Origin of the sequence: uncultured Eudoraea sp., assembly GCF_947260015.1 — a bacterium.
Classification (GTDB): domain Bacteria; phylum Bacteroidota; class Bacteroidia; order Flavobacteriales; family Flavobacteriaceae; genus Eudoraea.
In genome coordinates, this window is sequence record NZ_CAMYOM010000025.1 from 1 (window position 1) to 23,103 (window position 23,103).

The window sequence follows — 23,103 nt, forward strand, 5'->3', positions numbered from 1 at the left end:
ATTTTTGCAGGAATACCTCCTACAACAACATTGTCGGGTACGTCTTTAGAAACGACCGAACCTGCGGCAACTACCGAGTTTTCGCCTATCGTTACGCCATGCAAAATGGTAGCATTGGCACCGATCCATGCATTCCTTTTAATGTGGATGGGCTTCGGAACCAACGAATGTCTTTTATCGGGGGAAAGAGGGTGTCCTTCGGACAGCAAGCTGACCTTGGGCGCTATCAGTACCCCATCTTCAATGGTTATTCCACCCAAATCCAAAAAAGTACAATCGAAGTTGATGAATACGTTTTTGCCGATTTTTGTATGCTTGCCGTAATTGATATACAAAGGCGTAAAAACAGCAACGCTTTCGTCAATTTCACTCCCTGTAATTTGGCTAAGCAAATCCCTGATTTCTTTTGGATCTGCAGCGTTGTTCATCTGCACCAGTAATTTTTTTGTGCTGTACGAGGCCTCACGCATTCTATAGGCTTGAGAGTCGTTGGGCGGAATGGTCTCCCCTTTCTTTAACCGCTCAAAAATATCTTTATGAGCTAGAGGCGAACCTGTTTTTTTATTTTGGTGTTCTGATTTACGCATTTTTACAAATTATGGTATTTACAATTACCGTCATATTTTTCGGTTCGACATACGCCTGTTGGCCCCACCAAAGCTATACACCAGGGAAATATTCCATGTAAAATCATCTTCTGGTAGTATCTCTGTATCAATAGCCTTATTGAGGATAGCCGAAACAGAAATTGGGAAATCTTTTTTTATCAAGGAAACAAAGCCCACAATATAAATACCTTTTAAATCATCCGAAAGCAAATAATAGGCTTGGGGGGATATATTAAAATACAACTTTTCTGAAATATACAGGTTGTTGAAGTATGAATTCAATACCATAAAGTGGGTATTTTTTACCCCTTCATCAAATCCACGGCCATAAAGATAGTAAACCCCAAGACCCACTTTATCCGATATCTTATAGGTTGGTGCCACCTCGGCGGCAAGGTACCGCCGTGACTCCAAAAGCTCCTCGGGCTGACCGTCTCTAAAAACATTGACCGTTCTAAAGGTCAGGGCAGGGTGCGCCCCAAGACGCAACGAAAACCGTTTATTTTCTATTGCCTTATACCGTAACCAGAAAATAAAAGACCAAGGCTTGCCTTCCAACGCAAAGCGCATATCGGGTTCAAAACTTAATTTTCTCTTGGTAAATTTTAAGTCAAATAAAAGGGCCGGATCTCCTAAAGAAAAAGAGGGCACTAACGAAAATCCGTTGTTGGTAACGCTAGCTGTTCCTCTAAAATCATCTAGGAACGATTCAGTTTCTTCTTGCGCCCTTGCGTTAAAAATATATAGAGAAATAAGTAGAAGTACCATCAGATTTTTCATAGTACCAGAATTGATTTTGATTAATAGTTCAGTTTTTTACAACACAAAACTATATAACACCTTAGTCATATTTGTTACACCAATTACGCACATAATGTCATATATTACTTATTTTAGTAGAAACAATAGTTGAATTGAAGGATCCAGGTCAGAATAAACCGCGCATTGTGCTTTTGGAATTATCGAAGGAAACAGGATTTCCAATAGATTTCAATACAAATTACCATACACATTTGTTCTGCCATCAAGGAACCATTTCTTTTTTGTTCAACAGCGTAAAGATGAAATGCAAAGGCAATGAATTTTTGTTTTGGTTTGCCGAAAGTCAATTGAAAGATTTGATATTCTCCAGGGCCTTTAAGGCAACGGTTTTGCTGGTGGAGAAGCATTTTTTATACGATAATATCCCTGATCAAAGCTGGAGTATAGATGCCATTTTACATTCCCGTCAATATCCTATCAAACAGTTGAATGAAAAGAATGACAGGCAAAGGGTATTATCAAATTTTCGAATGTTGCACGATAAATTCCAAGATAGGGAACATCGTTTTTATGAAGAGGTATTGAAACTTCAAATGCGGCTGTTCATTCTTGAGATGTGGCACACATTTGCGAACGAATACGAGCGCAGAAAACGCACCTTGCAAAGTGGGTCATTGTACGAGCGCTTCGTTCATTTGGTACAAGAGCATTGTATGGCCGAAAGGGAAGTTCGGTACTATGCCAATGCACTTAGTGTGACCCCTAAATATTTAAATTTTGTTTGCAAGCAGAACTCAGGTGTTTCCGCATCTGAATGGATCCAACGATACACAAAGGAGCGTATCATACTTTTTTTGCAGAACAAAAATCTGAACATTGCAGAAATTGCCGATAAAATGATGTTTTCAAGTCGGTCGTTTTTCACGCGGTATGTGAAAAAGGTTTTGGGTACTACGCCAACCGAGTACAGAAATCGATTAGAGTGAAATTATCATAGATTGCTTCGAAAATTACCTTCAAGGTTCGAATCCGGGTTCCTCGACGAACCTCTATGCTAAAATTCTTTGTTTACTGGAACTACCTGAGTATACCATAAAAACAGGACACCTATTAGGACACCTTCGTTATCAAATTTGTACCGATTTGGCTCGTTTTGGCAGTGTTTTTAAAAACATAAAACCCTGATAATCAATTGATTATCAGGGTTTAAAAATATTCAGTCGGGGTGGCAGGATTCGAACCTGCGACCTCCTGCTCCCAAAGCAGGCGCGATAACCGGGCTACGCTACACCCCGATGGTCATCTATAAATCGTTTTTCACTAAAGAGAATATACAAACATAATTTTCTCTAGTTGGGGTGGTCACGCCTTGGCGTGACGACCTCCTGCTCCCAGCAGGACTTTATAACCGGGTGAGACCTGCCACGCTTTAGCGTGGTAGACCCCGATGGTCATCTATAAATCGTTTTGCTCCGCGTTTTTTAATACGCTTTTCCAGTTGAATAGCCTCTGATCTGTTGGCTACTGGTATTTGCAAAACTAACTTCCAGGGGATACCTCCCTTGGTTGAAGGTACAAGTCCTTCATTGTGTCTTTTCAATCTTTTATTGATATCTGCAGTCTGACCTACGTAATATCTTGAACGTTTCTCGCTATATAAAATATAAACGAACATCTAAACTCTTTTTGGGTGGTCACGCCTTGGCGTGACGACCTTCCCGCTGCCAGCGGGACGCGATATTAACGCCTTGCGTTACAAGCCGGGCTAGACCTGCCACGCTCTAGCGTGGTACACCCTGCGTGGTGTAATTCTCAAACTTTCAATTTCAAAATTGCAACTGTCGTACCATTGTGAACCTATAGCGGACTAGTCCGCTGCAGCCTGCCGGTTCCGCCCATCGCGGAAAAAGGCTGGCAAAAGCGGAGAGACTGGGACTCGAACCCAGGCGACACTTGCGCGTCGACAGATTAGCAATCTGCTCCGTTACCACTCCGGCACCCACTCCGGCACCTCTCCTGTATTTTTTAAATGAACATGCATTGTAAAATGCGGATGCAAATGTAATTCTTCATATCCTGGAACGCAACTTTTTTATTGAATTTTTAAACGATTAAATACACATTTCAAACTTTCTTAATTTATTATAAATTCAAAAAGATGAACACCTGGTTTTGAATCCGCTTCAGAACAAATAAATTTAACTAAATTCAGGAATTCATATAATTTCAATTGACCATTTATTAGTTTAGCTATTTTTTGAAATGAAACCTTGAATTGAATAACAATACTTAAAATGGAAAGAATCTATTCTTTTATCAAACAAGCAACAATTATTGTATATCTGCTTTCTATACAGTCCTGTTCTGCGCAATCCCAATTGATTGCAGATGAAACGGAAACCGTTTCAGTTGAAAAAATGAAATACTACTTATATTATCCACAGGATTATGAGGTAGAAAAGGACAAACAATTCCCACTGCTTTTATTTTTACATGGGGGAGGAGAATCTGGAGGGGATTTGGAAGAACTTAAAACAAATGGCCCGCCTAAATTATTATCCGAAGGGAAAGAATTTCCTTTTTTAGTACTGGCTCCTCAAAACCGACATAAACGCAAATGGTGGAATACGAGGGCGGTGATGCAATTATTGGATACCATAATAGAGACAAATAGGGTAGATATAGACAGAATTTATCTAACTGGTTTGAGTAGGGGCGGAGCTGCAGCATGGGAACTCGCCGTACAATATCCAAATAAGTTTGCCGCCCTCGCCGTGGTATGCGGAATGACCCCGGTACCTTATGCATCCTGGATTGATAAAGAAATGCCCATATGGGTTTTTCATGGAACTGAGGATAAATCCATACCAATTTCCGAATCACAGAATATGGTAAACAAGTTAGAGGAAATGGGCTATGATGTGACATTCACTAAATATGATGGAGTAGGGCATGATGCATGGGTGAAGGCGTACAATACCGAAGAATTGTATGAATGGTTTATTAGGCAAAAACGGACAATAGATTAGTTCTTCTATTAATGCTAATCATGTTCGGAATGGGGACGGCGATGAGCCTTCAGGAATTCAAAGGAGTTGTAAAAATTACCAAAGGTGTTTTAGTGGGTATTCTGTGTCAGTTTACGATTAAGCACTTTGTAGGTTATGCATTGGCTATAAGAGACCAAAGGAAAGTAAAGCATCCATTTGGGGAAAATAAAAATCCCAGTGAGTATTAATAATAAAAGGTGTTTCCAGCTCCTTTTCCTGTTACCTATTAGTTAAGTTTATGTGGTAGGATTTATGCTGTTTTGGGCTCGAATCTATTATTTTATTAACATCTAAATGTTTTAAATTATAGTACTTTAGCCCTCTATTTTAGTTTATATGGCTATGTTAACCGATCGTCTAATTAGATATATTTTCCTTTCCTGTTTATTGGTATCCTTTTTAGTAATGTTTTCCTGTAAGCAGGAGCAGAAGGAACTAACAGGATATAAATACACTAATGCCCTGATAAATGAAACAAGTCCTTATTTATTGCAGCATGCTCATAATCCGGTAGATTGGAGACCCTGGAGCCAGGAAGCTCTTGAGGAGGCCAGGGAGAGCAATAAACTTGTTTTGGTTAGTATCGGATATTCTTCCTGTCACTGGTGCCATGTGATGGAAGAAGAGACTTTCGAGGACGAGGCTATTGCAAAAATGATGAACGAAAACTTTGTCAATATTAAGGTTGATCGAGAAGAACGACCAGATGTGGATCATATATATATGACAGCCTTACAGTTGTTAAAAGGAAGCGGTGGATGGCCACTGAATGTTATTATCCTGCCTAATGGAAAACCTATTTATGGAGGAACTTACCACACTAAGGAGCAATGGTACCAGGTATTAACGGAGGTAAGTAATAAATATAAAGAAGATCCTGAAAAGGCAAACGAATATGCCGATATGGTTGCCAATGGGATTGCTGAAGTTAATATTATTAAACCCAATGATGATTTCGAAAACCTGAATTCCGGGGTTATTGGTGAAAGTGTAGAAAACTGGAGGCCCTATTGGGATTTGGAATGGGGAGGAAATCTGGGCACTCAAAAATTTATGTTGCCTGCAAACCTTAGCTTTCAACTAGATTACGCCCTCCTGACTGCAAATGATTCTGTCTTGGCCCACGTGAAAAATACCATTGACAAAATGGCTCTGGGAGGCATCTATGATCATATTGGAGGAGGCTTTTTCAGGTATAGTACAGACAGTCGGTGGAAAGTACCACATTTTGAAAAAATGTTATATGATAATGCCCAATTAATCAGTTTGTATTCCAAGGCCTATAAGGTATTCAGAGAACCCATCTACAAAGATATTGTAATGGGTACCATTGCTTTTTTGGAACGTGAAATGAAAAATCCGGAAGGTGGATATTATGCTGCTCTGGACGCTGATAGTGAAGGTGAAGAAGGTAAATATTACGTGTGGAACCAAGAGGAACTCAAATCGGCACTCAAGGGGGAATACGAGCTGTTTTCGTCTTATTTTCAGCTGAATCCTTCTGATGTATGGGAAAATGGTAACTACGTGCTTTTCAAATCTATGGATGACCAGGATTTTAAGGAAAAAAACAAAGTTTCTATACCAGATCTTGAACAAAAGAAAACCGATTGGAACAGGGTTCTACTTAAAACCAGGCAAAAAAGGATACGTCCCAATACAGACGATAAGATTATAACATCCTGGAATGCCTTATTAATTTCAGGTTTTGTTGATGCTTACACTTCTTTTGGAAATAAGGAATTTCTAAATAGGGCTGAAGGAATTTATGAATTTATATCGGAGAATAGCTACAATAAAAATCAACTCGTCCATTCCTATAAAAAAGGGGGCAAAGCAATGGAGGGTTTTCTTGAGGACTATGCCTTTCTAACAAGTGCCACACTAAAACTTTATGGTATAACCATGAAATCAAAGTATTTAAGATTTGCGCAGGTACTGAATCAAAAGGTTGAAACCGAATTTAATGACCCTTCTTCCGGAATGTTCCTCTATAATAAAGGCGATGAGCTTATTACCAAAATCATAAAAACCGATGATGGTGTATTACCTTCACCAAATGCAATAATGGCTGATAATCTATTTACGCTGGGTCATATTAGTTATGACGTTAAAGCCATAAACAGGGCTAAAACCATGCTATCTTCAATGGTTCCATTGTTGAGGGACAATGCTGATAGCTATTCTGTGTGGAATAGTTTGTTTTTAAAGGTTGCCTATTCCTATTTTGAGATTGCCATAGTAGGTGAAAATGCAAGCAGCCTTATCCAGGAATTAAATGGGATGTACATTCCTAATCTTCTGATAGTAGGTAGTGCATCTGAAAGCAATTTACCTTTGTTTAAAAACAGGTATGTTGAAGGTGAAACCTTTGTTTATGTTTGCCAGGATAGTGCCTGTAAGTTTCCGGTTACCACTATAAAGGATGCCTTAGCGCAATTGCAGAATTTTTAGCCTCTTTATTGTTTAGTTCAATGAACTGCAAATAGTCGGAGTTTTTGCCTACAAGAATATATTCCTTTCCGTCAATGATAATGGGAACCATATCCTTGACGTCCCCGGTAGCAAAAAAACCGCTATCAGAGGAGCCTAGTGCCTCAAAGTTACCTTTACCGTCCCCTTTTAGGAAAAGTCCGGTACCTGCATCATTTCTGGGAGTTTCAACTTCGGACCTGAATAAGTTGCCGGCAATGATAGCATCGAGATTGGAATCCCCATCAAAATCCTGAACAATGATTTGGTTTATGCTCGAAATCTGTGCAATATTGGGTAGTTGATGGAGTATAAAGGCGCCGTCTCTATTTTCAATATAAACACTCGCAAAGGATTTGATTTCATAATGCAGGGATTTTTCCAGATATTCATCCGTATAAACATCTTCCAAAGTGGCAGTAGAAAATGAGTTATAGTCCTTAAATTTTTTCTTTATTCCTGGCATCTGTTGCGAGGAACACTCCCTTCCTCTAAGAGGATATTTCTTACCACCATTAAAATAGCTGAGAACAATATCATTTTTATTGTTATTATCAAAATCATTAAAATATATGTCGAAGGTTTCTTCATTACTGGCTTTATACTTATAATTAAGGCCCAGGTTCCCAACTAGCAGATCCATATCGCCGTCCTTGTCAAAATCGCCTTGTTTAATGCTGAACCACCATCCGTTAGTATCATCCAAATCCAATTGTTCAGTAATGTTTTTAAATTGACCTCCTATATTCTTGAAAACGGTAATTGGCATCCATTCACCCACCACTATTAAATCTGTCCATCCATCATTGTCATAATCTGTCCAGCTGGCATCGGTTACCATACCCAATTTTTCCAATGAGGGGGCAACTTTATGAGTTGCATCTGCAAACTTCGGAATTCCTTTGGTACTTATGTTTTCCAACAAGTAGCTCTTAGCAGGTAATGGATAATTCCCCGGGACCAGGCGGCCTCCTACAAACAAATCCAGATCCCCGTCTTTGTCATAGTCAAAACTATGAACGCGCGAACCACTTGTAATCATTGGCGGTAATGCAGTAGTCGATTTTGTAAATTTCCCATGTCCGTTATTTACGTAAAAACGATCCTGTAAGTTTATGGAATTATAATCAAACTCATTACCACCACTTACCATATAGATATCGTTGTCTCCGTCACTATCCGCATCAAAAATAAGGACGCCCATATCTTCTAATTCCTTATCCCTCGCAATAGGATCTATATTCTGCTTTGTGAATCCATTTTTAGTTTGAAGATAGATTCCTGCCTCAGACTGGGAGGCGCCTCCTATAATAAAATCCTCCATCTGATCCCCATTTAAATCTCCAACCGCCAGGCTCGGGCCAAAGGTGGATGTTTGATGGGGCAACAGAATTTCCTTGGCAAAATCATTATAGTAATTTTCAATATGTTTGTGTTGCACTATTATCGTGGAGTCTTTTTCGGTCATAAAAAGTTTTTCCGGAGGATCTTTTGGCAACTGCTCACTATCCACAGCATCTTTATAATTTAAGGTAAGAAATTGGTTTGCAGTAATATCATTTAGCAATTGTGTTTTTCCATCGGGCCATTCTATAAAGACCGTTTTAACGGTATTCACCTTACCTAATCCAAAATGCATTTGCGGGGCAACGGAGGATTGGAATCCCCGGGTGAGTGTCATTTCACCATACTGTTTATTTTCACCGGAATTGATTGTAGCCTTCACCCCTATACCAAATGGGTTTTTATCCGTTCCTTGAAATTTAAGGGTGAGATGGTTGTTTTGGGTTGAACTGGTATTCTCAAATACAGCGGCTTCATCATCTATATTATTGGTAACAATTTCCAAATCCCCATCATTATCCAAATCCACGTAGAGGCCGCCATTAGAGAATCCCTTATAACTGATGCCCCAGGCCTTATTCATTTCAGTAAAGGTGAGATCTCCGTTGTTTTTAAAGGCAAAATTATCTATTTTTTCAGATGGTATGGCCAGGCTTCTTTCAAGCGTACTTCCTTGAGGGCCTTTAGTGTTTTTCAATGCCAAAAAATAATCTCTATTGTTAATTTCCCTTCGGGTGCCGTTGGAGATATAAATATCCTTCCAACCATCATTATCCAAATCCACAATAAGTGGCCCCCAGCTCCAATCTGTTGAGGATATTCCGGCTAGTCTGGACACATTGCTGAAATCGGGAAGTGAATCGTGCAACATTCCATTGTTCATCTGCAAGCTGTTCTGCATGTATTGATAGTGAAAACCAGAATTTACCGTGCTCCAAAATAAATCTGGATTCATACTTGCCATATTGGCTTTAGCCCTGCGGTTATCTTTAGGAGTCATATCCACCTGCATTATATCCAATAATTGATCATTGTTAAAATCGGCAATATCAACACCCATTCCGTAAAAAGAGGTGTTTTTAGTCAGATTTTTAAGTTGATCACTAAAAGTTCCGTTTTTATTATTGATAAATAAATAATCCGGCGTACTGAAGTCGTTAGAAACATAAATATCTGGCCAGCCGTCACTATTTAAATCACCTACGGTTGCACTTAAGGTAAGGCCAAAACTTGCCAAACCGGCCTCTTTAGATACGTCTGTAAATGCTTTGCCGTCGTTTCTATATAGTTTATCAGTTTCAATTTCCTTCGGGGAACCTTTTTTAAAGGCATAGAAACTATTAGGGGCATTAAAGGGGGTAGGGGGGTAATTGGCTAAATACATATCCAAATCCCCATCCCTGTCATAATCAAAAAAAGTGGCCTGCACACTATTCCCAATATCGGCCAGGCCATAAGATGTGGCTTTTTCAGTAAAAGTATTGTCACCATTGTTGATATAGAGCTGATTTTCCTTAGTACCAAATTTTCCGCCAACCGAACAATAAATATCAAGAAAACCATCATTGTTAACGTCGGCCATCGTAACCCCTGTATACCATCGGGAATCACCACTTATCCCGGCTTTATCAGTTATGTCCTCGAACTGCAGATTGCCCTTGTTTAAATAGAGTTTATTGGAAACCATGTTACCTGTAAAAAAAAGGTCAGTCAGGCCATCATTATTTATATCACCGGCAGAAACGCCGCCACCCATATATAAATATGCATAGGAGAAATAATTAAGGGAGTCGTTTTCGACAAGGACATTGGAAAATGAAATTCCGGTTTTTTCCTTATCCAGTTGATTGAATATTCTTTTTTCCGGCTCTTGTTGTTTTGTACAGGAAAAGACAAAAATTGAGCTTATACCCATTAGAAAGACCCACTTCATACTAAAAATTTAAATAAAAGTAAAGATAGGTATTTGGCTAATTTTAATATTAAAAAAAATAAAAAAAGCAGGGCATTGGTTTTCAATGCCCTGCTAAAATAATTGTTAAAACTAATATACTAGTATCCTGGATTTTGTTGTAAAATATTTCCACTTAAATCTATTGCTCCTAAAGGTATAGGCAAAAGATCATTTGTGGCTGTATAAGGAAGCACCTTCGGACCAAAGTTTTCAATAGTTCGGGTTTCATTAGCGACATATTCATTAATCACAGTAACACTATTGCCCCACCTTCGGAGATCAAACAAACGACCACCTTCCATTCCAAGCTCCAAACGTCGCTCAAAACGCACAGCCTTTCTTGCGTAAGCCTGGTCAGGGAAAGAAGGATATGGTTCTATCTGATAGTTAGCTGCATCAGCACCTGATTCATCCTTAACATAGGTCATGTTTTTTGCCCTGTTCCTTACTTCGTTAACCCAGGTTAAGGCAGAAGCAACATCACCTGTTTCTACCGCCGCTTCGGCAGCCATTAATAACACATCTGAAAATCTCATAATGTGATAGTTTATTCCAGAGCGTTGCTGACCCCAATCACCAGTTCCCTGGTTAGCAGTTTCTCCGTTATGGTAAACGTTTTTCTTCGGGAGGTAGGGTCCTGAAATATCACTAAATCCTGCACGGATCCAATCTTTTCCAGGATGTACTTCATAACCGTTATAATCTATACCTCTTCGCCCAACCGTAAAGTCCAGTCTTGGATCTAACGGCCCTGTATGCGGGGTCCATGTATCACCACCCGTATCATCGTTTTCAGTACCGGCTGAATTAACACCAGCATCATTTGTAACGTCGGTTTGGTTAAAGGTGTCCAGCAAAGGTAAACCAGCACCATCAGTTTGAAATGCATTTACCAAATCCTGGGTTGGCACGTAAAATCCACAACATGACCCGTAAGGTCCTCCATTAGGGTGGTTCAAAGTTCCTCCATCGTTCCCGTTAAAAGACAGTGCGTCATCGGCTGTAAACTGAATGGCTAAAAGAGACTCTACACTGTTTTCCGCCGCAAGACGGAAATTATCGACATATTCGCCAATAAGTGCAAATGGCCCATTGTCAATTACGTCCTTAAGATATGTAAGAGCAGTAGCCCATTCGGTTTGCTGAAGATGAACTTTACCCAGATAGGCCTTGGCAGTCCATTGAGTTGGTCTTCCAACATCAGATTGCGTTGTAGGAAGGTTTGCAATAGCAAATTCAAAGTCAGCTTCTATCTGATCCCAAATAGGACCCGGATTTGGCTGGTTAAATTCTACGGCAGCAAAATTCTCTTCACTAATATATGGTACATTCCCCCACATTCTTTGTAATTCAAAATTAAAATGCCCTCTTAAAAACCTGGCTTCCGCCAATTTACCTGAAAGATCGGCACCTTCAATACCGGCAATCAGGCTAATCACCGCGTTAGATCTTTGAACACCTGCAAATAACGATTCCCATTTTCCAAGAATATATGGATTTGATGTAGACCAGTTATAAACTTCAACTTCAAAAAGATCTGCCTGATCTCCATCTGTACTACCCTTATGGGCATCATCAGATAATACATCCAGCCACCAGTTGTCACCAGAAGCCGCAAAACCATTACCTGTAAGGTTATTTCTTACGCCATCCAAAGTAGAGTAGGCACCGATCAGCAATAGATCCACACCTGCTTCGTTTTGAAGGGCAGCATCACTTAAAGCCCCAACCGCGGGAACTTCAGTAAATTCATCACCACAAGAAACTAGCGCAGTGAAAAACAAAATGTAATAAATTAAACTCTTTTTCATAGTATTTATAATTTAAGATTAACGCCAAAAGTCCATATTTGAGATGGCGGATATACTTGATAATCAGCTCCCAAAGTTAAGTTGTCATCGGAAATAAGTTCGGGATCAAAGCCATTATAATCTGTTATTGTAAACAAATTGGTAGCTTGAATATAGAACCTTAGAGAGGTGAAACCAATTTTATCCAGTGTTTGTGAAGGCAAACTCCACCCAAACTGCAAGTTTTTAAGCCTGAAGAAAGAACCATCCTCTACAAAGTAAGAGTTTGGTAGCGTTTCACTATTCGTAATTGAATTACTCAAAGCGGGCAAAGTTGTATTCGTATTAGTTGGAGTCCATGAATTCAAAACTCTTGTACTTCTATTTCCACCTACAAAAGTAGGGAAATCGGTAAATATTTTATTGTAATTCCAGAGATCATTACCCTGGGATCCATAAAAGAACAATTGAATATCAAATCCTTTATAACTTGAAGTAAGATTGATACCATAGGTAAAGTCCGGATGCGGGCTACCAATATAATCACGATCGTCATCATCAATGGTACCATTACCGTCTACGTCCTGGTATATAAATCTTCCGGTATCATCTAAACCAGTAACAACCCGTCCATAATATTCCGAAATGGGCTGGCCAACTTGTGTTCTTGTAAAGGCACCGCCCCTTAGATCACTTCTACCTGTTTGAAAATCACTAATTAACTGCTCAACCTCATTCTTATAATGTGAAATAGTTACATTGGTGCCAAAAGTCCAACCGCTATCCCAGGAATTGTTATATCCTATGCCCAGATCGAAACCGGTATTTTTGATATTTCCTAAATTTACCAGGGGAGCCTGGGCATCAATAGCAGTAGTGCTGATTAAGCTATTATCACGGGTGATCAAATCCTTGGTCTTAATCTGATACACGTCCAGGTCCAAATTAAATTTGTTGTCCCAAAGTCCCAGTTCCAAACCAATGTTGGTAGACTCACTTGTCTCCCATTTTAAATCAGGATTTCCCACCTGGTCCAATATTGCCCCTGTTGAGATTGTCCCACCATTTATAGCATAATTAGCAAACTGATCGTTCAAACTAGAAATGTTGATAGTTGGGTTGGAGGCAGGTAAAGTTTGATTTCCCAATTGTCCCCAGGAAGCTTTTAACTTTAACCTACTTACAGTAGCACCTTGTGGGAACCAGCCATTATTACTAATTACCCAACCTCCACTGAAGGAAGGAAAGGTTTGACTCTTATTGTCGCCCAGAAAACGAGAGGATTTATCGTTACGAACAGTAACCGTTGCAAAATATTTCCCCTGAAAGGACCAGTTGGCTGTTCCGAAAAGCGAAAATAATGTATTTCCACCATCAAAGGCTTCACCTATGGTAGGAGGAGAAGAACCATTGCTCAATAAATAGAAATCAGGCGTTTCGAAAAGATATCCATTCCGACTAACGGTTTTACCTTTACTGTTATCTGCAACTGATTCTAATCCAACAAGTGCGTTTATATTATGCTCACCAAAAGTGTTTTTGTAATTAAGGGTATTAGTCCAGGTCCAGTTATAATTATCGATATTTTGCTCGGTAAGGGTATTGGTACCCAGTGGTTCACCATGTTCAGGATCCAAAGCCTGGAAAGTTCTGCTATCAAAAGATTCCATGAGTCCGCTAAAGGTGGTTTTAAAAGTTAGGTTGTTTACGATTTCTGCACGAAGATAAACATCCCCAAAAACCCTTAACAACTTGTTATAGTCATCGGCAGCCCGTGACAATTGCGCCAGGGGATTCCTGGCATTACCGGTACCCTGTGTTGTGGATGAGCCTCCAAACCCTCCGGTATCGTCAAAAAGAGGAATCAAAGGGTTGCTTCTCAAACCATTTTCAAAAGCCTCGGAATTGCCATTTTGGGTGTTTGAGAAAGAAGCGGTCAAATGCTCTCCAATAAATACCCTGTCTGATATCTTGAATTCGGAATTTAAACGTGTCAGACCTTGTTCAAATCCTGTATTTAATTGCACCCCTTGTCTGTCCAAATAATTTACAGACATAAAGAATTTGCCAGATTCAGTTCCGTTCTGAATAGATACTGAGGCATTTGTAGTCGGTGCATCACGTGTAATAGCCTCCAACCAATTGGTTCCACCAGGGGTAACTCTTGCAGTGGCCGGTGCACGTACAATTGGATTGTAGGATGCAACCCTGCTATACCCCTGCAATGTGGAAGGTACGGTAGGTGTTGGTCCGCTTCCGTATTGAGGGTGCGTCAAGGCAGACCCGTCATTGGCAAGCCCGGCCCAGATCATGTCGGCATGCTGTTGTGGATTTAACAGATCGGGGAGGTTAGTTGCTCTTGAAAATCCAGTATATACATCAACTGATAGCTCAACTTTATCCATATTGTATCCACCACTTTTAGTAGTAATGATAACAACACCATTAGCAGCCCTGGCGCCATAAATGGCTGCCGAAGCATCTTTTAGTACGTTCATCTGTTCAATATCAGCCGGGTTAATACTGTTCAATACATTAGGATTATCCGTTTGAACCCCGTCGATAATATACAATGGATTGGTATTGTTGCTCGTACCAAAACCACGAATATTTACCTTGGGCGATGCTCCCGGAGCACCGGCGTCAATAACCGTCACACCAGTTACCCTACCTTGCAATGCTTCTGCGGCATTTACGATTGGAGCTTTTACAGCTTCGGAAATATCTACCGAAGAAACCGCCCCTGAGATATCGCCTCTTGTCTGTGTGCCATATCCTGTAACAATCACCTCACTAAGCTGACTGGCATCTTCAATCATGCTAACGTTAATAGAGGTTCTGTTGTCTACAGCAATTTCCTGTGTAGCAAAACCAATATAACTTATTACCAGGGTAGCACTACCAGCAACTTCAAGGGTATAATTACCGTCAAAATCTGTCTGTGTTCCATTTGAGGTACCTTTTTCAACAACGCTGGCTCCAGGAAGTGGTGCCCCGGTGTCATCTGTTACTATCCCCGTAACAGTAGCTTGTGAAATAACTGTTAAGACCTCTTCATTATTCGTTTTGGTATTTGCATGGGCAAATTGTGCTCCAAGGAAAACCAACATCGATAAAAACTTAATTCCGAACGAAACAGTCCTTCTTTTAAGTTTTAACGAATGATAATCGCATTTTTGAATCATAATCGTTTGTTGTTTAGTTAGCTTTAATTAATTGATATTCATAGTGTTAACAGGCATTTAAGGCGAAAATGTTTGCGATAAATGTTAAAATAAATCATAAATTTGGGATAATATTAGTAAAATTTAGTGAATTATATAAAAAACTATCATAATATTTTGTCTATTAGTAATCAAATAATGAATTATTAGGAATTTGTTATATATATAAATTTAGCATTTTGTGTTTTTTACAACAATCATGGACGACTACTTTTTTTTAATAAAACAACACCTTTTAGGGTTAGCCAAAAGGTAGTGTTTATTTCGTTTCTGAGACTACCTTAATATTAAGGATAGCACAATTGCAATCATTCCCTTCTATTTTGCCAATCAAAAACGGATTATGTTGCGTTAATTCAATACTACTTTGCGCAGGTTGGAGAAATTAATTTTTATTCTATAAAGCAATCATTTCAGTTAAGTTCAAAATTTTTCTTCAGCTTCATTGATTGACAAGCTGCATGTAAGTGTGTGTAACAGACCACTACTATTTTTATAGTTTTAGCAGTTACATGGGTTCTTGTATCTAAAGACGTGGGCTGGATAAAAAAGGTACCGTCATAATTCGCTATCTAAGCATTCGAAAGAAGTGCGTTGCGCATATCTCCGGCTATCTCTATATCATTTGGAGCCATAAAATAAGTCTGGACCGATACCCATTATTAAATAAATAATGTAATTTGAGCTTGTAATTAGTAGAATAGAAGATTTAAAATTAGTTAAATAAACACTATGCAAATAAAAGAATCATCATCTGTGTATGATGCGATAATAGTTGGTTCCGGTGCCGGCGGAGGCATGTCGGCCAAAGTATTAGCAGACGCCGGCCTGAAAATTGCCGTTGTTGAAGCAGGTCCTTTTTTTGATCCCGCAGATCCGGAGCAAACCACTCAGTTAAAATGGCCATATGAATCACCGAGAAGAGGCGCAAGTACTATCAGAGCCTTTGGTGAATTTGATATGGCATATGGTGGTTGGGAAATAGAAGGCGAACCTTATACACGTAAAGATGGTACAAAATTTGACTGGTTCAGGTCTCATATGCTGGGAGGCAGAACCAATCATTGGGGAAGAATATCACTCCGTTTTGGCCCTAAGGATTTTAAGCATAAAGATGTGGATGGTCTTGGTGACAATTGGCCAATAGGGTATGAAGATGTAAAACCATTTTACGATAAGGTAGACAAACTTATAGGTGTCTTCGGTACAAATGAAGGATTGCCTAACGATCCGGATGGATTTTTTCTGCCACCACCAAAACCAAGGCTACATGAGCTGGTATATATCAAAGGAGCACGGAAGTCTAATATTCCGGTTATTCCTTCGAGAATGTCTATGCTAACAAAAAAAATAAATAATGATCGGGGAGTTTGCTTTTACTGCGGCCAATGTTCCCGTTCTTGCCAGGTATATGCCGATTTTTCTGCAGGTTCCTGTTTAATTTTCCCGGCTCAAAAAAGTGGGGGCCAGATAGACCTTTATGTAAATTCGGTGGTGCGGGAAGTAACTACCAATGAAGAAGGTAAAGCTACAGGTGTCTCTTATATAAGTAAAGACGACCGGAAAGAGTATAAATTAAAAGGCAAGGTAGTTGTCTTAGCAGCATCAGCCTGCAGTTCTGCACGGATTCTTCTGAATTCAAAAAGCAAACAACATCCTAACGGGCTGGGAAACAGCAGTAATATTGTAGGTAAATATCTTCACGACTCTACCGGAAGCAGCAGGGCCGGATTTATCCCGGGTCTGATGAATCGGAAAGTTTATAATGAAGATGGTGTAGGTGGAATGCATGTTTATACCCCCTGGTGGCTTGATAATAAGAATTTGGATTTCCCAAGGGGTTATCATATTGAAATTTGGGGAGGAATGGGTATGCCTAATTATGGCTTTGGATTTAACCCTAATGAATTCAATAAATTTTTTGGTTTAACAACCGGAGGTTATGGTGAAAGTCTGCGCAAGGACGTTAAAAAATATTATGGTTCTGTCCTCGGTTTCGGTGGCCGGGGCGAGGCAATTGCAAGAGAAGATAACTATTGTGAAATAGATCCGACTACCGTAGATCAATTTGGAATCCCTGTGCTTCGATTCAATTATAAATGGTCAAATTTTGAAAGAAATCAAGCCAGACATATGCAGTCTACATTTGAAGAACTCATCCACAATATGGGAGGAGAAGTGTTGGGTGATACTCCTTCAAAAGAAGAAGATTACGGTCTACTGGCTCCTGGCAGAATTATTCATGAAGTAGGAACTACCAGAATGGGCAATGATCCAAAAAATTCGGTAGTGAATAAATTTCAGCAGTTGCACGATGTCAATAATGTTTTTATTACAGATGCGGGACCTTTTGTTTCCCAAGGTGACAAAAACTGTACGTGGACCATTCTGGCTTTGTCATGGCGGACTTCGGATTATATAGTAGAACAATTAAAACAACAAAATATCTAAAAAATGGATAGAAGGAAGAGTATTAAATCAATATTACTTGGAACCGTTGCCGGCGGGCTGGTTGTTCATGGTTGTAAACCCGAAGCAGAAAGTGCCGTGGAAACAGCTGCAGTTAAATCAGGTGAAAATAACTTTGGGAGAACTCCCGAGGAGAAAGAGATTATCGAGAAATTAAATTCTGAGCAATTTTTTAATGAGCATGAATTAGTTACAATTGCCGTATTGAGTAATCTTATAATGCCTCCGAATGACAAATTTGGTGGTGCCACAGATGCCGGGGTACCTGAGTTCATTGAATTTATGGCAAAAGACATTCCTGAATTACAAACCAACTTAAGGGGAGGGCTTATGTGGCTCGACCATAAAAGTAATACCGATTTTGGTGCGGAATTTAAGTCGGTTGTTGAAGAGCAACAGAAACAAATACTGGATCTAATTGCGTTTTATGATTCCGAAATCCCCATGGATAAGCAACCACTGGAAATACAATTTTTCTCTTTAATGCGAAATCTTACACTTACAGGATATTATACTTCCAAAATCGGTATTGAGGACCTGGGATATAAAGGGAACATGCCTAATGTTTGGGATGGGGTTCCGGAAGATGTGCTGCAGCAGCACGGGTTATCCTATGATGAGGAATGGCTCTCCAAATGTGTAGATCAAAGTAAGCGGGCCGTTATCGCAGAATGGGATGATGAAGGAAATTTATTGACCTAATCATAATTTTATACTATAAAATAAACAAGGATTTTAAATAGAACTTTATTTATTCAGACTTTATGGCTACACCCACCATGGAGTCTGCCGTGCCATAGTACAGTATCCATTTGCTTTTATAATAGACTAGTCCTTCAATAAAAGTAGTTCCCGCTTTATATTGCCCACTTATTTCATGTGGAAGGCTTGGGCATATAAATGGTTCCTGAAGTCTATTGATAAGCCGGGATGGGTCCTTAATATCAAACAATGCCTGACCACCGCAATAAGTGCCTTCAGCTACTTTTTTGCTGGCTCCTTCTCCACTTAGGTTTTTACCATTGTAAAGCAGGAGTATTCCATTCTCCGTATAAAGGGCAGGTGGTCCGGGTTCAGTTAAATGACTGTCAAATTCACCAATAGAAGGAGTAAAAACATGTAATAATTCACCTTTGTTGTCCAAATGGGGTTCCCAATCATAGCCGTCACCAGATTGAGCTAAATTGACAAATAGTTCTCCCCAATACATTAAAAATTTACCATTTACTTTTTTTGCAATTAGCCGCCCATTTTTCATCTCCGTAACTACTGAACCAGATTTACTCCAGATATTATTAAATTTCCCTTGTTGAAAATTTTCGAATACCGGCCCATGCTTGGTCCACTTCTTAAGGTCTTTTGACGTAGCACTAGATAATCTGGCCACATCATTATTCCAGCTTGTATACATCATTAAATAACTCCCGTCGGGCATTTCCACCACTCTTGGATCTTCAATGCCGCCGGGGTAATCCCACTCCTCAAACCCGTCTTCCTGAGGATATAAAACAGGTTCCGGATATTTGCTGAAATTTATTCCATCTGTACTGTATGCAAGACCAATGCGCGAAGTTCTTCCCCCCAAAACGGCTTCAGGGTTATCTTCAGCCCTGAAAAGCATAAAAACGGTATCATTTCTTACTATGGCTCCTGGATTAAAAACATCAGCTTTTTGCCATTGTACTTCCTCTTTTGTCATCGGATCCATAAAAACAAAACTGGAATCGGCTGTCATAATTGGATTTTTATCCGCTTTTTCGAAACCAAGCATCCATATATCCGGCCCACTGTCCGTTACCCTGGCGGTTTTTGTATTATCCTCCTTGCAGGAGATAGCCGTCAAAAAGCAAAAAATTAGCAATAATGGGATTCTCGTTTTCATTTGTTTAAATAATTTGTTGATTGCTGCTCAGCCCGGGCTGTTTCAATTGTCCCACAATTTCCATATAAGCCCTGAAGCAGTTCCAGGGTCCGACTTTATTTTCATATCGTAAGGTACACCATCTTTATTTATTCTAAAAAACCATACCCCTTATGTATTATCTATAGAGTTCCTCAAAATTTAAAAGGATTACGAACTAAATTGAATCATTAGTCGATCTGATTTTTATTCTTCAGAAGCTTGAAACCCTAATATAAATTTAATCTGAGTGTGGATTAGAGCAAAAGTATTCAAAGTAAGAAATGAGTTATAAGAGGTCCGGGTATTTTTAATTTTTCTCTAACTTCGTCTTTAAACTATACAATCTGAAGAATTACTTTTGAAACACATTTTATTTTTTTGCTTTATACTTCTATTTTCCACTTGTAAGCCAAAACCGGAAAAAGAAAAATTAATGGATACTTTATCAGATTCAGTAATTGTCTTAGACACCCTTTCACAGTTAAGAATTACACCAGGGAAAAATACACTCAAATCTTTAATGAATCTTGCAGATACCACATTCATTCGATTAGCCGACTATAGCAGCGATTTTGAATATGATCTCAGATATGCCACAGAGAACAATTTTTTAAAAGCCAAAGTATACGACTGTGCGGAATGCTATACCCGTGTAAAGACGGCAAAAGCCTTAATTAAAGCAAACAATGATTTTATAGAGCAGGGGTATAAAATAAAGTTTTTTGATTGTTACCGGCCTAATTCTGTTCAATATAAAATGTGGGAAATTGTCCCGAATCCTCAGTATGTGGCAAACCCGGTAAAAGGTTCTATCCATAATAAAGGAGGCGCTGTAGACATAAGCCTGGTAGCTATAGGCGGAGATGAATTGGATATGGGCACCGACTTTGATTTCTTTGGTAAAAAGGCCTATCACGATAATCTGGATTTACCGGAAGAAATCCTGCATAATAGGCAAGTATTAAAAGAAACTATGGAAAAATACGGATTTTGGTCGGTGAGGACGGAGTGGTGGCACTATAACCTCTCTAGTGCTTCAAATGACCGCATTGCAGATTTTAAATGGGAATGCAATTAGATAAATTTCAAAAAGGTCTTTTTTTTGGGTGGTTAACCGGATAGTGGAAGTATTATGAACTTCAGGTTGCAGAGAATAACCCTCCAACTATTATTTTCCTTGCAGCAGACGATAAAGGTGACAGGCCTGAAAACAGTGTTGTTTTTGCAAGCTTAAACGAAAAAGTATTTCAACTAAATTTTTGAACATTTAAGAATCAGGAGTTTATTATTGAGATCCTTGACAAAAAATAAATAGAGCTCGCCACCATCTGTTATTTTATATTTCTTTCTGATATCTGCAACCGTTATAGGGAAGTTGCGAATAGTAATATTTGCTTTTTCAATGTTCAGAGCAGCTATTGATTTTTTACTGTAAGGATGAGTAGAAAGTATTCTAAAAACTCTCCCGGGAAAATTCACTTCCTTTACTGAGGTGTACAAATGGGTATGCTCGTGCAACTTTTTTAAATGGAATTTGTTTCCAAGGGTCTTAAATGCTCCAGCCTTCAGAATTGCAGCATTAGGCTCATACAAGAAGTCTAAAGGCTTGGAAAACTCAGATTTGGTTGAATTTTCATTTGAGCGTTTATATTCAAAAGCCTCATCTTGTGTATTTTTGATATTGATAGTTTTTATTAAAGGGTCTGGCAGATTATTGTCCTTAATGATCCATAGTAGTTCCTTAACATCATTATTTACCGCAACTACATGGATCTCCTCAACATTTTTTAATTCTGTGAGACCCATGGTAATATCTAATAGGGGAGAGGTCTTTAGAAGGATAGCTTTCGATTTTTTTTTCAAGAGATCTAAATGCTCCGTTATGTCTGGCGAACAATCCGACAATTTAAATACTTTGCCTTTCGTTTTATCTCTTCTGGAGGGATCTATATAAATCCAATCGTAACTTTGATCAGATTTTTTTAAATATTCTATTCCATCAACATTAAGAATTTTAATATTGTTTGCCCGAAGAATGTTTAAATTATGAGCGGTAATTTCTGACAATTCCCTACTAATTTCACATAGTATAACTTGGGGTATCTTTTGGCTAAAAAAATAACCATCCACACCAAAGCCTCCTGTGAGATCCAGGAGAGAATTTCCACTAAGTAAACTTGCCTTGTATAGAGCTGTATTTTCTGAGGAGGATTGTTCAATATTTAACTTTGAAGGATAGTATATTTCTGCAGCGCCAAACCAGGTTGGAAGCTTAACAGCGCACTTTTTTTTACCTTCTATTTGTTGGGCCAGTTCTTTTGAAGAAATTGCATCAAAATTGCTCTTTTGAAGCAATACTGACATGATGTCAGTATTCAAATTATTATTTATATAATCCTGTACACCAGTTCTTAATATCTCTTTATTCAAAGTAAAACTATAAATTTTTAGTCAGAGATTTTACGATCTTATTATCAGCAAAAAACTCCTTCAAAATTACTTTTATTACCGTATAACCGGGTACGGCGATGATCATTCCTGTGATTCCAAATAGGAGTCCGCCAGTGATAATAATAAGGAATATTTCAAGGGGGTGTGATTTTACACTATTGGAAAAAATAAATGGCTGAGAGAAAAAATTATCAACCAACTGCCCTATTGCAAAACCAATCATGACATAGATGGTTTTGGGTAAAATTACCGTGCTGAAATCGGCCCCTAAATTACTGGTCATGGTTAACAATGCCATTAAAAAAGCACTAATTACAGGTCCTATATAGGGAATAAGGTTTAATAGCGCACAAAGAAAAGCAATGACCACAGGATTTTCGATGCCAAAGATTAAAAGAACGGCGGTGTAGATGATGAATAATATTGAGATTTGTAATACCAATCCACCAAAATATCGGGATAAGAGAACTTTGATGGTGTGCATAGATTTTTTTAACCTGGGTTCCTTGTCATCAGGTATTAGTACCATTAAATTCTCCTGTAGTAGTTTGCTGTCCTTAAGGTAAAAGAAAGCAATAAATAGTACTGAGAACAGACCAATACTTAAACTGCCTAGAAGACTTACTACAGAATTCAAAAAATCCGGAATAACAGCAAAATTGATTTTAGAAAATATCTTGGATTCACGAAGCTGCATTTTAATATCGATGGTAGTAATTCCAAAATAGTTGGTTACCTCCCGGTAAAGGTTTTCAAGATTTTGTTGCAATGCATCAATATTTAGGAGGGAAAGGTTCTGCCCTTGTTTTATCAATAAAGGGATAAACATTAAAACTACACCGATTACAATCCCTAAAAAAAGTACCATAGTTACTATTACAGCCAGGGTGTTTCTCATCTTCAATCGCGTCCTCAGGAATACCACCACAGGCCTTCCAATCAGAGAGATAATTACTGCAATGGTAATATAGATCAAGAGGGTACTGATTTTAAAAAAGAAATAACAAATAATAAAAACCAAAGTAATAACTGCCAGGGCTCTCAATATTCCATCAGAAATCATCTTTGAATTCATA

Annotated in this window: 16 protein-coding genes and 2 tRNA genes; 7 read left to right on the top strand and 11 right to left on the bottom strand. The window is 38.8% G+C overall.

Going from position 1 to position 23,103, the window contains the following annotated elements:
• Together Q0X66_RS10835 and Q0X66_RS10840 are read right to left on the bottom strand one after the other, a co-directional pair.
• Positions 1–587: sugar O-acetyltransferase (locus Q0X66_RS10835; RefSeq protein WP_297706234.1), on the bottom strand; the 587-nt coding region annotated here is incomplete at its 3' end.
• A gap of 30 nt (positions 588–617) precedes the next feature.
• Entirely contained in the window at positions 618–1,388 is a 771-nt protein-coding gene (locus tag Q0X66_RS10840; protein WP_297706236.1) for a hypothetical protein, read from the bottom strand.
• A 281-nt stretch (positions 1,389–1,669) separates the two neighbouring features.
• Between Q0X66_RS10840 and Q0X66_RS10845 the strand changes: the two genes are divergently transcribed.
• Positions 1,670–2,356 (top strand): helix-turn-helix domain-containing protein, encoded by a 687-nt coding sequence (locus tag Q0X66_RS10845; RefSeq protein ID WP_297706238.1) that lies wholly within the window; start codon positions 1,670–1,672, stop codon positions 2,354–2,356.
• A gap of 234 nt (positions 2,357–2,590) precedes the next feature.
• Here Q0X66_RS10845 and Q0X66_RS10850 read toward each other — a convergent pair.
• From Q0X66_RS10850 to Q0X66_RS10860, 3 genes are all read right to left on the bottom strand, one after another.
• Positions 2,591–2,665 (bottom strand) — tRNA-Pro (locus Q0X66_RS10850).
• A gap of 134 nt (positions 2,666–2,799) precedes the next feature.
• Positions 2,800–3,045 (bottom strand): GIY-YIG nuclease family protein, encoded by a 246-nt coding sequence (locus tag Q0X66_RS10855; RefSeq protein ID WP_297706239.1) that lies wholly within the window; start codon positions 3,043–3,045, stop codon positions 2,800–2,802.
• A 246-nt stretch (positions 3,046–3,291) separates the two neighbouring features.
• Positions 3,292–3,387 (bottom strand) — tRNA-Ser (locus tag Q0X66_RS10860).
• Between the two features lie 277 nt (positions 3,388–3,664).
• Here Q0X66_RS10860 and Q0X66_RS10865 point away from each other — a divergent pair.
• From Q0X66_RS10865 to Q0X66_RS10875, 3 genes are all read left to right on the top strand, one after another.
• Positions 3,665–4,399: a PHB depolymerase family esterase gene (locus tag Q0X66_RS10865; protein WP_297706240.1), complete on the top strand. Its 735-nt coding sequence runs from the start codon at positions 3,665–3,667 to the stop codon at positions 4,397–4,399.
• 11 nt (positions 4,400–4,410) lie between these two features.
• Positions 4,411–4,608, top strand: coding sequence for a hypothetical protein (locus Q0X66_RS10870; protein ID WP_297706241.1), 198 nt, complete (start codon positions 4,411–4,413; stop codon positions 4,606–4,608).
• 217 nt (positions 4,609–4,825) lie between these two features.
• Complete coding sequence (locus Q0X66_RS10875; protein ID WP_297706243.1) at positions 4,826–6,874, top strand: thioredoxin domain-containing protein; 2,049 nt, start codon at positions 4,826–4,828, stop codon at positions 6,872–6,874.
• On the opposite strand, the gene Q0X66_RS10880 is transcribed toward Q0X66_RS10875, so the two are convergent.
• The 3 genes from Q0X66_RS10880 to Q0X66_RS10890 all read right to left on the bottom strand — a co-directional run bounded on the left by Q0X66_RS10880 (position 6,837) and on the right by Q0X66_RS10890 (position 15,165).
• Positions 6,837–10,169 (bottom strand): VCBS repeat-containing protein, encoded by a 3,333-nt coding sequence (locus Q0X66_RS10880; RefSeq protein ID WP_297706245.1) that lies wholly within the window; start codon positions 10,167–10,169, stop codon positions 6,837–6,839. The two genes, Q0X66_RS10875 and Q0X66_RS10880, sit on opposite strands and share 38 nt — an antisense overlap.
• Before the next feature lie 119 nt (positions 10,170–10,288).
• Positions 10,289–12,001: a RagB/SusD family nutrient uptake outer membrane protein gene (locus tag Q0X66_RS10885; RefSeq protein ID WP_297706247.1), complete on the bottom strand. Its 1,713-nt coding sequence runs from the start codon at positions 11,999–12,001 to the stop codon at positions 10,289–10,291.
• Positions 12,002–12,006: 5 nt separating this feature from the next.
• The gene (locus Q0X66_RS10890) at positions 12,007–15,165 is read right to left on the bottom strand and encodes a TonB-dependent receptor (RefSeq protein WP_297706249.1); all 3,159 of its coding nucleotides are present in this window, start codon (positions 15,163–15,165) and stop codon (positions 12,007–12,009) included.
• A gap of 771 nt (positions 15,166–15,936) precedes the next feature.
• Here Q0X66_RS10890 and Q0X66_RS10895 point away from each other — a divergent pair.
• Positions 15,937–17,655, top strand: a complete 1,719-nt coding sequence (locus Q0X66_RS10895) for a GMC family oxidoreductase (RefSeq protein WP_297706251.1) — start codon at positions 15,937–15,939, stop codon at positions 17,653–17,655.
• 3 nt (positions 17,656–17,658) lie between these two features.
• Positions 17,659–18,375, top strand: coding sequence for a gluconate 2-dehydrogenase subunit 3 family protein (locus tag Q0X66_RS10900; RefSeq protein WP_297706253.1), 717 nt, complete (start codon positions 17,659–17,661; stop codon positions 18,373–18,375).
• Positions 18,376–18,424: 49 nt separating this feature from the next.
• On the opposite strand, the gene Q0X66_RS10905 is transcribed toward Q0X66_RS10900, so the two are convergent.
• A complete protein-coding gene (locus tag Q0X66_RS10905) occupies positions 18,425–19,555 on the bottom strand; it encodes a glycoside hydrolase family 130 protein (protein ID WP_297706255.1) in 1,131 nt (376 codons plus the stop codon).
• A 454-nt stretch (positions 19,556–20,009) separates the two neighbouring features.
• Between Q0X66_RS10905 and Q0X66_RS10910 the strand changes: the two genes are divergently transcribed.
• Positions 20,010–20,654 (top strand): M15 family metallopeptidase, encoded by a 645-nt coding sequence (locus tag Q0X66_RS10910; RefSeq protein ID WP_297706257.1) that lies wholly within the window; start codon positions 20,010–20,012, stop codon positions 20,652–20,654.
• Between the two features lie 173 nt (positions 20,655–20,827).
• Here Q0X66_RS10910 and Q0X66_RS10915 read toward each other — a convergent pair whose 3' ends face one another.
• Positions 20,828–22,006 carry a class I SAM-dependent methyltransferase gene (locus Q0X66_RS10915; RefSeq protein WP_297706259.1) on the bottom strand — a complete coding sequence of 393 codons (1,179 nt, stop codon included), beginning with the start codon at positions 22,004–22,006 and terminating at the stop codon, positions 20,828–20,830.
• A 7-nt stretch (positions 22,007–22,013) separates the two neighbouring features.
• Entirely contained in the window at positions 22,014–23,102 is a 1,089-nt protein-coding gene (locus Q0X66_RS10920) for an AI-2E family transporter (RefSeq protein ID WP_297706262.1), read from the bottom strand.
• Position 23,103 lies beyond the last annotated feature (1 nt).

Bases quoted from the DNA above. Each gene is read 5' to 3' on its own strand.
- Q0X66_RS10840 (WP_297706236.1), bottom strand. From the start codon at position 1,388: ATGAAAAATCTGATGGTACTTCTACTTATTTCTCTATATATTTTTAAC.
- Q0X66_RS10845 (WP_297706238.1), top strand. From the start codon at position 1,670: ATGAAATGCAAAGGCAATGAATTTTTGTTTTGGTTTGCCGAAAGTCAA.
- Q0X66_RS10855 (WP_297706239.1), bottom strand. From the start codon at position 3,045: ATGTTCGTTTATATTTTATATAGCGAGAAACGTTCAAGATATTACGTA.
- Q0X66_RS10865 (WP_297706240.1), top strand. From the start codon at position 3,665: ATGGAAAGAATCTATTCTTTTATCAAACAAGCAACAATTATTGTATAT.
- Q0X66_RS10870 (WP_297706241.1), top strand. From the start codon at position 4,411: ATGCTAATCATGTTCGGAATGGGGACGGCGATGAGCCTTCAGGAATTC.
- Q0X66_RS10875 (WP_297706243.1), top strand. From the start codon at position 4,826: ATGTTTTCCTGTAAGCAGGAGCAGAAGGAACTAACAGGATATAAATAC.
- Q0X66_RS10880 (WP_297706245.1), bottom strand. From the start codon at position 10,169: ATGAAGTGGGTCTTTCTAATGGGTATAAGCTCAATTTTTGTCTTTTCC.
- Q0X66_RS10885 (WP_297706247.1), bottom strand. From the start codon at position 12,001: ATGAAAAAGAGTTTAATTTATTACATTTTGTTTTTCACTGCGCTAGTT.
- Q0X66_RS10890 (WP_297706249.1), bottom strand. From the start codon at position 15,165: ATGATTCAAAAATGCGATTATCATTCGTTAAAACTTAAAAGAAGGACT.
- Q0X66_RS10895 (WP_297706251.1), top strand. From the start codon at position 15,937: ATGCAAATAAAAGAATCATCATCTGTGTATGATGCGATAATAGTTGGT.
- Q0X66_RS10900 (WP_297706253.1), top strand. From the start codon at position 17,659: ATGGATAGAAGGAAGAGTATTAAATCAATATTACTTGGAACCGTTGCC.
- Q0X66_RS10905 (WP_297706255.1), bottom strand. From the start codon at position 19,555: ATGAAAACGAGAATCCCATTATTGCTAATTTTTTGCTTTTTGACGGCT.
- Q0X66_RS10910 (WP_297706257.1), top strand. From the start codon at position 20,010: ATGGATACTTTATCAGATTCAGTAATTGTCTTAGACACCCTTTCACAG.
- Q0X66_RS10920 (WP_297706262.1), bottom strand. From the start codon at position 23,102: ATGAATTCAAAGATGATTTCTGATGGAATATTGAGAGCCCTGGCAGTT.